Raw genomic sequence first — 13,651 nt, 5'->3', positions numbered from 1 at the left:
GAGAGGGATCTTTACAACGGGTTACGGCAACGCGGCGACGATGGAGATCTCGACCAGAATGCTCGGCTTGGCCATCTTCGCTTCGACGGTGGCGCGGGCGGGGGCGGCGCCTTTGGGCAGCCACTGATCCCACACCGAATTCATGCCGGCAAAGTGCGCCTCGATGTCGTTCAGGTAGATCGTCGCCGACAGCAGGTGCTGTTTGTCGGTACCGGCCAGATCAAGCAAACGCTCGATGTTGGCGAGGACGTCGCGGGTCTGCTGTTCGACACCGGCGTTGAAGTCATCGCCGACCTGCCCGGACAGGTACACCGTACCGTTGTGGCTGACGATCTGACTCATGCGCTCATTGGTGAGCTGGCGCTGGATTGCCATGCTTTGCGGACTCCTGGGTGGTGTTGCCATAACGGGAAATATCGAGGCCTTCGGCGCTGATCTGCGGCTTTTTCTTCGCCATCAGGTCAGCCAGCAAGCGACCGGAGCCGCACGCCATGGTCCAGCCGAGGGTGCCGTGACCGGTGTTCAGGAACAGGTTCTTGAACGGGGTGGCGCCGACGATCGGCGTGCCATCCGGGGTCGTTGGACGCAGGCCGGTCCAGAAACTCGCTTCGGCCAGATTGCCGCCCTGAGGATAAAGGTCGTTGACGATCATCTCCAGGGTTTCGCGCCGACGCGGGTTCAGCGACAGGTCAAAACCGGCGATCTCCGCCATGCCGCCAACGCGGATGCGGTTGTCGAAACGGGTGATCGCAACCTTGTAGGTCTCGTCGAGAATGGTCGAAGTCGGAGCCATCGCCGGGTTGGTGATCGGCACGGTCAGCGAGTAGCCCTTCAACGGATACACCGGGGCCTTGATGCCCAGCGGCTTGAGCAGCTGCGGGGAGTAGCTGCCGAGGGCCAGCACGTAGCGGTCAGCGGTTTCCAGCTTGCCGTCGATCCACACGCCGTTGATGCGGTCACCGGCGAAGTCGAGGCGCTGGATGTCATGGCCGAAACGGAATTCCACACCCAGTTTGGTGGCCATTTCGGCGAGGCGGGTGGTGAAGATCTGGCAGTCGCCGGTCTGGTCGTTCGGCAGGCGCAGGGCACCGGCGAGGATGTCGGTGACACCGGCCAGCGCCGGTTCGACGCGGGCAATGCCGGCGCGGTCGAGCACTTCGAACGGCACGCCGGATTCTTTCAGTACGGCGATGTCCTTGGCGGCGTTATCCAGTTGTGCCTGGGTGCGGAACAACTGCGTGGTGCCAAGGCTGCGGCCCTCGTAGGCGATGCCGGTCTCGGCGCGCAATTCGTCGAGGCAGTCGCGGCTGTACTCGGACAGACGCACCATGCGCTCCTTGTTCACCGCGTAACGGTTGGCAGTGCAGTTGCGCAGCATCTGCGCCATCCACAGGTATTGGTCGATGTCGGCGGTGGCCTTGATTGCCAGCGGCGCGTGGCGTTGCAGCAGCCACTTGATGGCTTTGAGGGGTACGCCCGGCGCAGCCCACGGCGAGGCGTAGCCCGGCGAGACCTGGCCGGCGTTGGCGAAACTGGTCTCCATGGCTGCGGCGGGCTGCCGGTCGACCACCACCACTTCAAACCCGGCACGGGCCAGATAGTAAGCACTGGCGGTACCGATGACGCCGCTACCCAAGACCATAACGCGCATTTTTGTATCCTCATCGCGGCGTGCCGCGCATGTGTGTTGTCAGAGCAATGATGCGCGCAGTGTAAAAAAGATTTGCCAGTGCTTTTCACTGTATAAGCGCCTATATTTGGCGACAATTCTCGGCAAAAACCCTTTTCACGGAGGCGCATCCCCTATGCGTACCAACACTCAGACCAAACGTGAGCTGGACAAGATCGACCGCAACATCTTGCGGATCCTGCAGGCGGACGGACGAATTTCATTCACCGAACTGGGCGAAAAGGTCGGGCTCTCCACCACGCCATGCACAGAGCGGGTGCGGCGCCTGGAGCGCGAGGGGATCATCATGGGCTACAACGCCCGCCTCAATCCCCAACATTTGAAGGGTAGTCTGCTGGTGTTCGTCGAGATCAGCCTCGACTACAAATCCGGCGATACTTTCGAAGAGTTCCGACGCGCGGTGCTGAAATTGCCCCACGTGCTGGAATGCCATCTGGTTTCAGGGGATTTCGACTATCTGGTGAAGGCGCGGATTTCCGAGATGGCCTCGTACCGCAAGCTGCTGGGCGACATCCTGCTCAAGCTGCCGCACGTGCGCGAATCCAAGAGCTACATCGTGATGGAAGAAGTGAAAGAGAGCCTGAGCCTGCCGATTCCGGACTGAGCTCAGACCAGCACCTGCCGGTTTTCGGCCATGTACTCGAACACCTGCTTCTCGACCCGTGGATGAATCAGCTCCACCGGGCGCCGGCCGTTGGGGCACGGCAAGGTCTGGGTGGTGCCGAACAACCGGCAGATCAGCGGCCGCTCGTCATACACCGTGCAGCCATTTGGCCCCAGATGCACACAGTTGAGTTCTTCCATGGCCGCGTCCTGCTCGGCGCGGGTCTTGCGCGGCAGGCGGGACATTTCTTCGGGTGAGGTGGTCACCGGCCCGCAGCAGTCATGGCAGCCCGGCACGCATTCGAACGTGGGAATCTGCTGACGCAGGGTGCGGATTTTCTGACTGTTGCAGCTCATTGCAGCGGTAACCGGAGCGGAATAGGCGGCAATTGTGCCGCAAAAGCCGTGATCCAGACACCACGGGCCGACCAATGTTGCCCGTCCTCGGGCCTGCGGCTTATGCTCCGTCAAATTTTCTCGACACCCGCTCAGGATGACGCCCATGAATGCCCGCGCCCACGCCTCCGCGAGCCAACCCCACGTTGCCTCTTATTACGCCGCCAGCAGCTTGCCGCAGCCCAACCATCCGGTGCTGAAAGGTGAACTGATCGCCGACGTGTGCGTGGTCGGTGGAGGTTTCTCCGGGCTGAACACCGCGCTGGAATTGGTTGAACGGGGTTTGAGCGTGGTGTTGCTGGAAGCGCACCGGATCGGCTGGGGCGCCAGCGGCCGCAACGGCGGGCAACTGATTCGCGGGGTCGGTCACGGCCTCGATCAGTTCGCCAACGTGATCGGCGCCGACGGCGTGCGTCAGATGAAACTCATGGGCCTGGAAGCCGTGGAAATCGTCCGCCAGCGCGTCGAGAAATTTCAGATCCCCTGCGACCTGACCTGGGGTTACTGCGACCTCGCCAACAAACCTTCCGACCTTGAAGGTTTTGCCGAAGACGCCGAAGAGCTGCGCAGCCTCGGTTACCGCTACGAAACCCGCCTGCTGCAAGCGAACGAAATGCACACAGTGGTTGGCTCTAACCGCTACGTCGGCGGCTTGATCGATATGGGATCTGGTCATTTGCACCCGCTGAACCTGGCACTCGGCGAAGCCGCAGCGGCGCAGCAACTGGGTGTGAAGCTGTTCGAGCAATCGGCGGTCACTCGCATCGACTACGGCCCGGAAGTCCGGGTGCATACAGCGCAAGGTTCGGTGCGGGCGAAGACCCTGGTGCTGGGCTGCAATGCCTATCTCAACAATCTGAATCCGCAACTCAGCGGCAAGGTACTGCCGGCCGGCAGCTACATCATCGCCACCGAACCGCTGAGCGAAGAACAGGCCCACGCCCTGCTGCCACAGAACATGGCGGTCTGCGATCAGCGGGTGGCGCTCGATTACTACCGGCTCTCGGCCGACCGTCGCCTGCTGTTCGGCGGCGCCTGCCATTACTCGGGGCGCGATCCGAAGGACATCGGCGCGTACATGCGGCCGAAGATGCTTGAAGTGTTCCCGCAGCTCGCGTCAGCGAAGATCGATTATCAGTGGGGCGGGATGATCGGCATCGGTGCCAACCGTCTGCCACAGATTGGCCGGCTCGCCGATCAGCCGAATGTGTATTACGCCCAGGCCTATTCCGGCCACGGCGTGAATGCCACGCACCTGGCAGGCAAGCTGTTGGCAGAAGCCATCAGCGGCCAGCACAGCGGCGGTTTCGACCTGTTCGCCAAAGTGCCACACATCACCTTCCCCGGCGGCAAGCATCTGCGCTCGCCGCTGTTGGCGTTGGGGATGTTGTGGCATCGCCTTAAAGAGTTGGTCTGAGATCGTTCCCACGCTCTGCGTGGGAATGCATCCAGTGACGCTCTGCGTCACAGCGGACGCAGAGCGTCCGGGGCGGCGTTCCCACGCAGAGCGTGGGAACGATCCCTCTAAATCCGCCAGAACGGCTTCACCCCCTCCTCCAGCGCCTGCTCGCGGGTTAGCCCGATGTCCTTGAGCTGTTCCGGCGTCAGTCGCAGCAACGCCTTGCGCGTATGCAGACGATGCCAGAACAGGTTCCAGCGACTCAGGCCGGACGGTGCGCTGCACATGCTCTCGTTGCGCGCATTGTCCTGTTGCCCTGCCTCCAGTTCCTGACTGTGTAATGTCAGCCGCACATCGCTCAAGCCGTTCATTTTCGCTGCTCCTGTTTACTTGGGTAGCCAGAGATTCCATGATGCGCGGGCGAGCAAAAGCATTACAGATTCAACACATCTGTATTATTTCCATACAGATTTGCTGTCTCTGCGACTGAATTGTCGATTTACGCCGCATCTGTACTGGTTTAACGAATCATCTGCATCGAGGCAGTGTCATGACGCTCTATGTGAATCTCGCCGAACTGCTCGGCACCCGCATCGAACAAGGCTTCTACCGCCCCGGCGACCGACTGCCGTCAGTGCGTGCCCTGAGCGTCGAACACGGAGTCAGCCTGAGCACGGTGCAGCAGGCCTATCGGATGCTGGAAGACAGCGGCCTGGCCACGCCGAAACCCAAGTCCGGGTACTTCGTGCCGGTCGGTCGCGAGTTGCCGGAACTGCCGGCGGTGGGGCGTCCGGCGCAGCGGCCGGTGGAAATTTCCCAGTGGGATCAGGTGCTGGAACTGATTCGCTCCGTGCCGCGCAAGGACGTGGTGCAGCTCGGTCGCGGCATGCCGGACATCTCGTCACCCACGATGAAACCGCTGCTGCGTGGGCTGGCCCGTATCAGCCGCCGTCAGGACATGCCCGGTCTGTATTACGACAATATCCACGGCACCCTCGAATTGCGTGAACAGATTGCCCGGCTGATGCTTGATTCCGGCTGCCAGTTGAGTGCCAGCGATCTGGTGGTCACCACCGGTTGCCACGAAGCGCTGTCCACCAGCATTCACGCGATCTGTGAACCCGGCGACATCGTCGCGGTGGACTCGCCGAGCTTTCACGGCGCCATGCAGACCCTCAAAGGGCTGGGCATGAAAGCCCTGGAAATCCCCACCGATCCGCTCACCGGGATCAGCCTTGAAGCGCTGGAACTGGCGCTGGAGCAATGGCCGATCAAGGTCATCCAGCTCACCCCCAACTGCAACAACCCGCTTGGCTACATCATGCCGGAGTCACGCAAGCGCGCCCTGCTCAACCTGGCCCAGCGCTTCGACGTGGCGATCATCGAGGACGATGTGTATGGCGAACTGGCCTACACCTACCCACGTCCGCGCACGATCAAATCCTTCGACGAAGACGGCCGTGTGCTGCTGTGCAGTTCGTTCTCCAAGACCCTGGCGCCGGGCCTGCGCATTGGCTGGGTCGCGCCCGGCCGCTATCTCGAGCGGGTGCTGCACATGAAATACATCAGCACTGGCTCCACGGCACCGCAACCGCAGATCGCCATCGCCGAATTTCTCAAGGCCGGGCACTTCGAGCCGCATTTGCGGCGGATGCGCACGCAATATCAGCGCAATCGCGACGTGATGATCGATTGGGTGACGCGCTACTTCCCGGCCGGCACCCGCGCCAGCCGCCCGCAGGGCAGCTTCATGCTCTGGGTCGAACTGCCGGAAGGTTTCGATACGCTAAAACTGAATCGTGCGCTGCACGATCAGGGCGTACAGATTGCCGTCGGCAGCATCTTTTCCGCCTCGGGCAAATACCGCAATTGCCTGCGCATGAACTACGCGGCCAAACCCACAGCACTGATCGAAGATGCCGTGCGCAAGGTCGGCGCGGCGGCGATCAAGCTGTTGGCCGAGGCCGATTAATCCACCATAAAGGCGCCCTGACCTTCAAACCGCACCGGATCGACGGGGCGGCTTAAGGCGTCATCGACCCGCGCATCCAGCTCCAGCTCCACTTCCAGCAGACTGCCCTGGATACCGGCGTCCGCCCGCCATGGAACAACGTGGATGCCCGGTCGCAGAAAATCACCTTCGACCGGTTGGCCGCTGTCCAGGCGCCAGTGCACCGCCGCACCGTCGACACGAGCAGCCACGATACGCAGTTGCAACGTGCCCGCCGCCCAACGGAAACGTTGCGGATCGGCGGGGGGCGCGACAAATGCCCAGCGCATCAAGCGCACGTCGGGACAGTGCACCCGCAAGTGCACGCTGCGCAAACCAAAGCCCGGGCCCCGGCCGTCGAGCGCCGTGCGTTGCAGCAGGTCGGCGCGCGTCGCGCTACCCAGGTTCACGCTCGCGGGCGACAGACTCGACTGACACGTCTCGGCGCTGAACGCCTGTTGAAATAACAGACACAGCAACACGATCCAAACCGGCAGAAATTTCATCAGATGCACTCGTTCAGGACAGCTCGGCCGGAGCGCAGATGGCATCGACCCGCTCGATGAGCGCGCTGTCTTCAGGGGATTCGGGAAGCGGGAAACGCAATACGCACCGTGTGTTGTCAGGGAGCTGCACATGCAGGCGCTGACCCGCTTTGGCGTCGGGCAGAAAAATCGTTCCGGCGTCCTGGACCGTCGTCAGGTAGCGCCCCTGTTCATCGTGAACGCTCAGTCCCTTGGCCAGCCATTGCCGGTCGACGGTCATCGCATTCAGCAACAATCGCCGGACAGTGACGAGCGAGAAGTCCAGATGCTGCACCGAACCACGGGCGGGCTGCACTTCCCTCACTCCGTCGAGCACTTCAACGTTGCGCGACAGGCTGAGCGGGTCGACTTCCAACCGTGCCGTCGACCAGGCCGGCAGGCTCGCCGCGACTGCGTGGCCCGAGCCATCGGTCCAGACCGGCCCTTGAGGCGTGTTCAGTTTCACGCCCGATCGATCACCGGCCTTGAGTACGCCGAAAGTGTCGCGCAGGGGATAGGGCGACAACGTTGCGCCATCGCGATGCAATGCCACACCACCGCGCAGCCCCACGTCGTAATCGGTCGCCCCGGATCGCTGGCCGACACCAACGTCCAGGCTGGTGTAGCGCGGCAGCGCATTGAAGCGCACGCCATAGCTCGCTGCCGCTTCATCGCGGTATTCAGCGTTGGCGCTGTAGGCCAGGTTTTCCCCCAGCACATCGCTGACGGCCACGCCCCGACGCAGGCCGGATCGATCATCATGGCGCAAATAGCCGCGCAGCCTTTGCTGGCCACCCAGCGCCATTCCCAGCGTCAGGTAAGCGGAGTTGCCCAGGCGATCAGATGCCGTGTCGCCGATGGCACGTTCCAGGTTCAACGACAGGCTGATGCGCTCAGGCAACGTACGCGACCAGGACAGGCCTAGACGCGACTGCGACGGCTCACCCTGAGTCGAATATCGCGACCAGGTCGCTCCAAACGCGCCCCATTGATCCACCGAACCGGTGAGAGAAAACACCAGGTGATCGCGACCGGGAGACTCAGCCCGGTGAAGCGCCTGATTCCAGCCGGTGTCTGACAGCGTGCGAAAATTCCGACTCTGGCGCACCGCAACCAGACTCGTCGACATCTGCCCGGACAGCGGCGCACTCAGCGTCAGCTGCGTCTGGCTGCCTCCCGCGCCACTGGAGCGGTCATCGGACAGCACCTGCTTCACGCCCAGTGCGTAGCCGCCGGCCCATTGTCGTTGCAGGCCCCAGCCTGTCGACAGGTAGTCGGTTGCCGCGAGCACACCGGCGGTCAGTCGGGTGGCCTGCCCCCAATCCCAATCCTTGCTGAACGCCGTGAAAGAAGGCGTTTGTCGGTCGTCCGAGCCCAGCCGTCGCACCGTGCCCAGCGCGAAGTTGAACCCGCTCGGCCCGGCCCATTGCGCTTCGTGGAGACTGGCCGCCGGCACGCGCAAGCGGCGCGCCTGGCCATCCTGTTCGTGGACGGTCACGTCCAGATCAATCTGGTTGCTCAGCAATGGCAGCGCTCGCAGCGTGAACGGTCCACTCGGCACCATGGTGGTGTAGATCATCACGCCGTTCTGCCGGACTTCGATGCGGGCCGGCGAATACGCGACACCCTCCACCTGCCCCCGCGCACCGTCCTGCGCCGTTCGCAACTGGGCGAATGCCGCTTCCGGCAGGATCTGCACACCGTTGAATGGTTCACCGGCAAACAAGGTCGACGCGAGATTCAATTGCCCGACCTGCAGACTGACTTCGGCGTCTTCCAGGGTTCGCGCACCGTAGGCATACAGGTGCTCGAACCGCGAGTTGCCGGAGGTCGACGTGTAAGACTGCCGACTGCGCAATACCCAATCCCCGGCGTTCACGCCGACCTCTGAGCCCAGGCTTTGAAACCTGTCGTGTTGGCCTTCATGCTGACTGCCGACCATCAACGCGTCGTAGTTGAAAACGCCGGCCATTCCGCCATGAGCGAAGTTGTTGGGCGCACGTTCCGGCAGCATCAGACGGTCGGTCGGTACCAGCAGATCAATCCGTTCGCGTCCCGGATCCAGATGCGCGACCGCTTCGGGAAATCCCTCCACCAACGTCGTGCACTGCTCCGGTCGCAACCTGGCCATCGAGGGTGGCGGGTGTACTCCGGCAGCACTCAGCCATTGGGGTTGCAGGCACAGTTCTCCGCGCTCGTTGAACGACACCCGCACACGGCCTCTGGCCTGTCCGTTGACCTCAAGCGCCACGGAATGCTCGCCTTGGGCGAAGCGCGGCGCCTCACGAAAGTACACCGCCAGCGCTGGGTCGATGCCGCGATCCCTCAACACTTGAGCGTCGAACTCCAGTGAGTCGGCCGCCAGCACGGTGCCGTTGACCGCCAGCAGCAACACGCCCCAACGTACGCAGACCTTCATCAGCGGGTAACCGGTGCATCGTAATGGTCGACCGCAAAGCCGTAGGTGGTGGCCGGAAAAATCCTCACTGCCATCGTCTGAGCCGAGGCGTGCAAGGGGAAATCGGCGTGCAGTCGCTCGCCGGGCAAGATGTAGGTCTTCGGCAGGTTAACCGAGCGGGTGCCCGGCAGAGGCAAAATGGTTTTCGCCAGCCGAACCACATAGGGGCTCGGATTGACGACCTGCACACCAGCGGCATCTATTGACCAGGTCAGCCGTTTCCAGGGCTCGCGCTCCACCGGCAATCCGGCGGGGCGCAGAATCACCGGCAGGTTCTGACGGACACCGAGGGTGACCCGCGCTCCGGCGGCGTCACTGGTCGGCTGGATCCCCTCGAAGATCACCCGCTTCAGGCGTTCAGTCTTCAACGGTTGCTGACTTTGCAGAATGAATCGCACTTGCTGAATGCCGTCCGGTTCGACACGGGCGATGGGCGGGGTAAAGACCAGCAGTACATCGTCGCTGTCCTCGATATTCTCGACGGTGGTGTGCAGCAATGCGGGGCGCGTATCGGTATTGCGCACATTCATGACCGCTTCACCCATACCCTCCTCCACCAACAGTATCGGCGTCTGCGGAACCATTCCCGCGGCGTGGGCCAGCGGCACTGAAAGCCATGCGAACAGGCACAGCGCGGCAGTCTTCAGAGCAGACTCGAAAGAAATGAGCATCGGGATAATCCGTGAAATCCTGGATGCGGCCCGACAAATGCCGGACCGCGCTCGCGTATGCCAGCCGGTCCCGGTGCCTGAGAGACACCGGGACGCTGTCATCAGAGGTAGAACATGTCGAACGTCACGGAGCCGTCCAGCGGGATTTCGTTGGCAATCGGCAGGGCGTTGCTTGGGCCGATGATCGGCAGCAGCTGCATCGGGAAACCGTGATGACGAGCCGCAACCGGACCGGTTGCAGCGCTGGCGCCCCAGGAGTACAACTGCGGCGCATTGCTGACCAGTGTGCTGGTCGGCACACGCCATGCCGGGGCCGCCAGCGTCCGGGTCAGCAGCGTCTGGGCATTGCCGTCGGTCTCCGGAATGCCATGGCGCAAGGCGAAACCACCAATAGGCGTACCGTTGATTTCACCCAACCCGAAAAACAGTGCCGGATCACTCTGACCGGCGCCATCACTGATGCCGGGCAACTTGGTGCCGGCGCGGTTGTCACGCACCGACACTTCCACGGGGGCCGGTGCGTCGCAATTGATGTGCAGGGACACATCGCGACCGCCCAACAGGGTCTGTGTGGTCGTATTCAACGTCGCCGCCGAAATCTTGCGCAGATCCACCGTGCCGCCACCGGCAAAGGCCGGAATGCAGGAGGTCGGAATAATGGTGCCGATGACATTCAGGTCAACGCTTTCTGCCATTGCCATTGTTGGCAGCAGCGCCGCCGCCAGTACTGCAAGACGGTATGTCTTTTTCATAAGCCGTAATCTTCCATTTGATTGACAGTTCAATCCCTACAAACCTGGTATGTAAGTAAGCGGGCTGATGATTGCGGCTTATGAGAGATAAATCTGTAGGAAACGGGAACGCTTAAACAGCGAAATCACGACTGGTTTAATAGGCACTTTGAGCCTGGTGGCGGGGTCCTACGCTGCCGTGGCCGGATGCTTTGAACCGCCATGTCTACAGGGCCCGAGTTTCAGTGCGCCTGAAAGCCCACAGCCATGAACCAGGCAGCCGCTCTGTCAGAGATCGGAAGGCCTGACGGTTAAGCCGATAACGGGCGGCGTGCGCCGTGCCATACTCCTGACCTCGCCCACACCCGGAACGACCCGACTTGAGCTCCAGACACTTCCTGCCGCCTGCACTGCTGTCCGCCCTGCTGCTCACCGGGTGCGCTTCGCTTGATGTTCCGCGTGACCCGAGCCAGGCACTGCCGGCGTCCGACTCCGCGTTCGGCCGTTCGATCCAGGCCCAGGCGGCGCCCTACAAAGGCCAGTCCGGCTTTCGCCTGCTGTCCAACAGCACCGAAGCTTTCACCGCCCGCGCCGAGCTGATTCGCAACGCTCAACGCAGCCTCGACTTGCAGTACTACATCGTCCATGACGGCATCAGCACGCGAATGCTGGTGGAAGAAGTGCTGAAGGCGGCCGATCGTGGCGTGCGGGTGCGGATCCTGCTGGACGACACCACCAGTGATGGCCTCGATCTGATCATCGCCACCCTGGCGGCACATCCGCAGATCCAGATCCGCCTGTTCAATCCGCTGCACCTGGGGCGCAGCACCGGCGTGACCCGGGCGGCCGGGCGGCTGTTCAATCTGTCGCTGCAACACCGGCGGATGCACAACAAGTTGTGGCTGGCGGACAACAGCGCGGCCATCGTCGGCGGACGCAATCTGGGCGATGAGTACTTCGATGCCGAGCCCAACCTGAACTTCACCGATATCGACATGCTCAGTGTCGGGCCGGTCGCCGAGCAGCTCGGACACAGTTTCGACCAGTACTGGAACAGCGCCCTGAGCAAGCCGATCGACGAGTTCCTCTCCAGCAAACCCACGGCCAAAGACCTGCAGAACACCCGCACGCGCCTGGAAGAATCCCTGGAGGAAACCCGCAAACAGAATCACGCGCTGTATCAGCAGTTGATGACCTACCGCACCAACCCGCGCATGGACATCTGGCGCAAGGAGCTGATCTGGGCCTGGAACCAGGCACTGTGGGATGCGCCGAGCAAGGTGCTGGCCAAGGGCGAACCCGATCCGCAACTGCTGCTGACGACCCAACTGGCGCCGGAGCTCACCGGCGTCAACAAAGAACTGATGATGATTTCTGCCTACTTCGTGCCGGGACAGCCGGGGCTGGTCTACCTGACCGGCCGCGCCGATGCGGGCGTGTCGGTAAGCCTGCTGACCAACTCGCTGGAAGCCACCGACGTGCCGGCGGTGCACGGCGGTTATGCGCCGTATCGCAAGGCGCTGCTGGAGCATGGCGTGAAGCTCTACGAACTGCGGCGCCAGCCTGGGGATAATTACGGCAGCGGCCCGCACCTGTTTTACAGCAAGTCCTATCGCGGCTCGGATTCGAGCCTGCACAGCAAGGCGATGATCTTCGACGGGAAGAAATCGTTCATCGGCTCGTTCAATTTCGACCCGCGCTCGGTGCTGTGGAACACCGAAGTCGGGGTGCTGGTCGACAGCCCGGAACTGGCTGCCCATGTTCGGGAGCTGGCCTTGCAGGGCATGGCACCGGCGTTGAGCTACGAAGCGAAACTGCAGGACGGAAAAGTGGTGTGGGTTACCGAAGACAACGGCCAGATGCACACGCTGACCAAGGAGCCCGGCAACTGGTGGCGACGGTTCAATGCGTGGTTCAGCACCACCGTGGGACTGGAGCGGATGCTGTAGCAGCCCGCTCCGGCCGGCTTATCAAGCGGGCTCCGGCACCTTGCCGAACGCCCCTTGCCGGGACAGCAGAACCACCAGACCGAACGCCCCGGCCGCCATCAGCCACGGCAACGCATGCCCGCTGATCCACTGACTGCCCGCCCCCGTCATCAACGGCCCGATCAGACAACCGACGCCCCACAGCTGCGCGACATGGGCGTTGGCGCGCACCAGCGCATCGTCGCGGTAGCGCTCGCCAATCAAAATCAGCGACAGGGTGAACAGGCCACCGGCACTGGCGCCGAACAGCACCCACAGCGGCCAGATCAGCAAGGTGTCGAGCAGCATCGGAATCGCCAGACTCGACAACATCAATACCACGGCGCAACCGGTAAACAGGGTTCGCCGTGACAGATAATCGGCCAGCGCACCGATGGGCAATTGCAGCAGCGCATCGCCCACCACCACGGTGCTGACCATCGCCAGCGCAATCTCCGCGGTGAACCCCTGTTGCAGGCAATACACCGGCAACAGGGTCAGGATCATCGCTTCGAACGCGGCGAACAGCGACACCGCCCAGGCGATGGCCGGCAGCTCGCGAGCGAAGCCCCACAGATCGCCGAAGGTCACGCTGCTGGCCTCACTGCTCGGCGCGCCACTGCGGCCCAACAGCAGAAACGGCGAAGCGATCAGCAGACCGACACCCACCCAGAAACCGTAATCGTGATCGGTGCCAAGCGCACCCAGCAGTAATGGACCAGACAGTTGGCTCAACGCATAACTGCTGCCATACAGTGCCACCAGTCGCCCGCGCCAGTGCTCGACCACCAGTTGATTGATCCAGCTCTCGCCGAGGATGAACACGATGGTCAGAACCACGCCGATCATCAGCCGCAATACCAGCCAGATCGGGTAGCTCGGCAGCAGCGCCAGCAGGCCGATGGACAGCGCCCCGGCCCACAGGCACAGGCGCATCAGGTTCGCCGTACCGAAACGCGCGGCCAGATGACTGGAGATCTTCGCCCCCAGCAAGACGCCGATGGCCGGCATTGCCGCCATCACACCGATGGCAAACGAGCCGTAGCCCCAACCCTCCAGGCGCAATGACACCAGCGGCATGCTGACACCAAGGGCCAGGCCGACACTCAAGACAGACGCCAACACGGCGAAATACGTCGCCCAACGCATGTTCCACGCTCCTGTGGATATTTTTTATGTGCACCACAAAACCAATGTGGGAGCGGGCTTGCTCGCGAATGCA

At 62.5% G+C, this 13,651-nt stretch carries 13 protein-coding genes; 4 read left to right on the top strand and 9 right to left on the bottom strand.

The genetic code is table 11. The features are described from left to right. Positions 1–21: 21 nt before the first annotated feature. Positions 22–375, bottom strand: coding sequence for a RidA family protein (locus ACTJK7_RS10020; protein WP_039765240.1), 354 nt, complete (start codon positions 373–375; stop codon positions 22–24). Beyond that, the gene (dadA, locus tag ACTJK7_RS10015) at positions 347–1,651 is read right to left on the bottom strand and encodes a D-amino acid dehydrogenase (protein ID WP_440779430.1); all 1,305 of its coding nucleotides are present in this window, start codon (positions 1,649–1,651) and stop codon (positions 347–349) included. The genes ACTJK7_RS10020 and dadA overlap by 29 nt, the downstream gene beginning before the upstream one ends. Positions 1,652–1,805: 154 nt before the next feature. On the opposite strand from dadA, the gene ACTJK7_RS10010 reads away from it, so the two are divergent. Next, positions 1,806–2,294 carry an Lrp/AsnC ligand binding domain-containing protein gene (locus ACTJK7_RS10010; protein WP_003177284.1) on the top strand — a complete coding sequence of 163 codons (489 nt, stop codon included), beginning with the start codon at positions 1,806–1,808 and terminating at the stop codon, positions 2,292–2,294. A gap of 2 nt (positions 2,295–2,296) precedes the next feature. On the opposite strand, the gene ACTJK7_RS10005 is transcribed toward ACTJK7_RS10010, so the two are convergent. Beyond that, positions 2,297–2,650, bottom strand: a complete 354-nt coding sequence (locus ACTJK7_RS10005) for a YkgJ family cysteine cluster protein (RefSeq protein WP_007954485.1) — start codon at positions 2,648–2,650, stop codon at positions 2,297–2,299. Between the two features lie 145 nt (positions 2,651–2,795). Between ACTJK7_RS10005 and ACTJK7_RS10000 the strand changes: the two genes are divergently transcribed. Beyond that, positions 2,796–4,106: an NAD(P)/FAD-dependent oxidoreductase gene (locus ACTJK7_RS10000; protein WP_108563552.1), complete on the top strand. Its 1,311-nt coding sequence runs from the start codon at positions 2,796–2,798 to the stop codon at positions 4,104–4,106. A 107-nt stretch (positions 4,107–4,213) separates the two neighbouring features. Here ACTJK7_RS10000 and ACTJK7_RS09995 read toward each other — a convergent pair whose 3' ends face one another. Continuing rightward, complete coding sequence (locus ACTJK7_RS09995; protein ID WP_323150514.1) at positions 4,214–4,459, bottom strand: DUF1127 domain-containing protein; 246 nt, start codon at positions 4,457–4,459, stop codon at positions 4,214–4,216. Positions 4,460–4,638: 179 nt separating this feature from the next. Here ACTJK7_RS09995 and ACTJK7_RS09990 point away from each other — a divergent pair, with 179 nt between their 5' ends. Then, entirely contained in the window at positions 4,639–6,060 is a 1,422-nt protein-coding gene (locus tag ACTJK7_RS09990; protein ID WP_108563554.1) for an aminotransferase-like domain-containing protein, read from the top strand. On the opposite strand, the gene ACTJK7_RS09985 is transcribed toward ACTJK7_RS09990, so the two are convergent. The 4 genes from ACTJK7_RS09985 to ACTJK7_RS09970 all read right to left on the bottom strand — a co-directional run bounded on the left by ACTJK7_RS09985 (position 6,057) and on the right by ACTJK7_RS09970 (position 10,483). Next, the gene (locus tag ACTJK7_RS09985) at positions 6,057–6,584 is read right to left on the bottom strand and encodes a hypothetical protein (protein WP_323150512.1); all 528 of its coding nucleotides are present in this window, start codon (positions 6,582–6,584) and stop codon (positions 6,057–6,059) included. The genes ACTJK7_RS09990 and ACTJK7_RS09985 overlap by 4 nt on opposite strands. A gap of 13 nt (positions 6,585–6,597) precedes the next feature. After that, positions 6,598–9,021 carry a fimbria/pilus outer membrane usher protein gene (locus ACTJK7_RS09980; RefSeq protein ID WP_440779426.1) on the bottom strand — a complete coding sequence of 808 codons (2,424 nt, stop codon included), beginning with the start codon at positions 9,019–9,021 and terminating at the stop codon, positions 6,598–6,600. Beyond that, a complete protein-coding gene (locus tag ACTJK7_RS09975) occupies positions 9,021–9,731 on the bottom strand; it encodes a fimbria/pilus chaperone family protein (RefSeq protein ID WP_323150510.1) in 711 nt (236 codons plus the stop codon). The genes ACTJK7_RS09980 and ACTJK7_RS09975 overlap by 1 nt, the downstream gene beginning before the upstream one ends. 101 nt (positions 9,732–9,832) lie before the next feature. Then, positions 9,833–10,483: a DUF1120 domain-containing protein gene (locus ACTJK7_RS09970; protein WP_064379354.1), complete on the bottom strand. Its 651-nt coding sequence runs from the start codon at positions 10,481–10,483 to the stop codon at positions 9,833–9,835. A gap of 359 nt (positions 10,484–10,842) precedes the next feature. Between ACTJK7_RS09970 and ACTJK7_RS09965 the strand changes: the two genes are divergently transcribed. Then, complete coding sequence (locus tag ACTJK7_RS09965) at positions 10,843–12,411, top strand: phospholipase D family protein (RefSeq protein ID WP_323150509.1); 1,569 nt, start codon at positions 10,843–10,845, stop codon at positions 12,409–12,411. 21 nt (positions 12,412–12,432) lie between these two features. On the opposite strand, the gene ACTJK7_RS09960 is transcribed toward ACTJK7_RS09965, so the two are convergent. Further along, positions 12,433–13,578 (bottom strand): MFS transporter, encoded by a 1,146-nt coding sequence (locus tag ACTJK7_RS09960; RefSeq protein WP_440779425.1) that lies wholly within the window; start codon positions 13,576–13,578, stop codon positions 12,433–12,435. Between the last annotated feature and the right edge of the window lie 73 nt (positions 13,579–13,651).

The organism is Pseudomonas sp. 22085 (assembly GCF_052045815.1).
In the GTDB taxonomy this organism is placed as follows: Bacteria; Pseudomonadota; Gammaproteobacteria; order Pseudomonadales; family Pseudomonadaceae; genus Aquipseudomonas; species Aquipseudomonas glycinae.
Note: the sequence above shows the minus strand (reverse complement) of the source record. Positions and strands in the feature narration are given on the sequence as shown.

Coding starts and splice junctions, on each gene's coding strand:
- ACTJK7_RS10020 (WP_039765240.1), bottom strand. CDS start 375: ATGGCAATCCAGCGCCAGCTCACCAATGAGCGCATGAGTCAGATCGTC.
- dadA (WP_440779430.1), bottom strand. CDS start 1,651: ATGCGCGTTATGGTCTTGGGTAGCGGCGTCATCGGTACCGCCAGTGCT.
- ACTJK7_RS10010 (WP_003177284.1), top strand. CDS start 1,806: ATGCGTACCAACACTCAGACCAAACGTGAGCTGGACAAGATCGACCGC.
- ACTJK7_RS10005 (WP_007954485.1), bottom strand. CDS start 2,650: ATGAGCTGCAACAGTCAGAAAATCCGCACCCTGCGTCAGCAGATTCCC.
- ACTJK7_RS10000 (WP_108563552.1), top strand. CDS start 2,796: ATGAATGCCCGCGCCCACGCCTCCGCGAGCCAACCCCACGTTGCCTCT.
- ACTJK7_RS09995 (WP_323150514.1), bottom strand. CDS start 4,459: ATGAACGGCTTGAGCGATGTGCGGCTGACATTACACAGTCAGGAACTG.
- ACTJK7_RS09990 (WP_108563554.1), top strand. CDS start 4,639: ATGACGCTCTATGTGAATCTCGCCGAACTGCTCGGCACCCGCATCGAA.
- ACTJK7_RS09985 (WP_323150512.1), bottom strand. CDS start 6,584: ATGAAATTTCTGCCGGTTTGGATCGTGTTGCTGTGTCTGTTATTTCAA.
- ACTJK7_RS09980 (WP_440779426.1), bottom strand. CDS start 9,021: ATGAAGGTCTGCGTACGTTGGGGCGTGTTGCTGCTGGCGGTCAACGGC.
- ACTJK7_RS09975 (WP_323150510.1), bottom strand. CDS start 9,731: ATGCTCATTTCTTTCGAGTCTGCTCTGAAGACTGCCGCGCTGTGCCTG.
- ACTJK7_RS09970 (WP_064379354.1), bottom strand. CDS start 10,483: ATGAAAAAGACATACCGTCTTGCAGTACTGGCGGCGGCGCTGCTGCCA.
- ACTJK7_RS09960 (WP_440779425.1), bottom strand. CDS start 13,578: ATGCGTTGGGCGACGTATTTCGCCGTGTTGGCGTCTGTCTTGAGTGTC.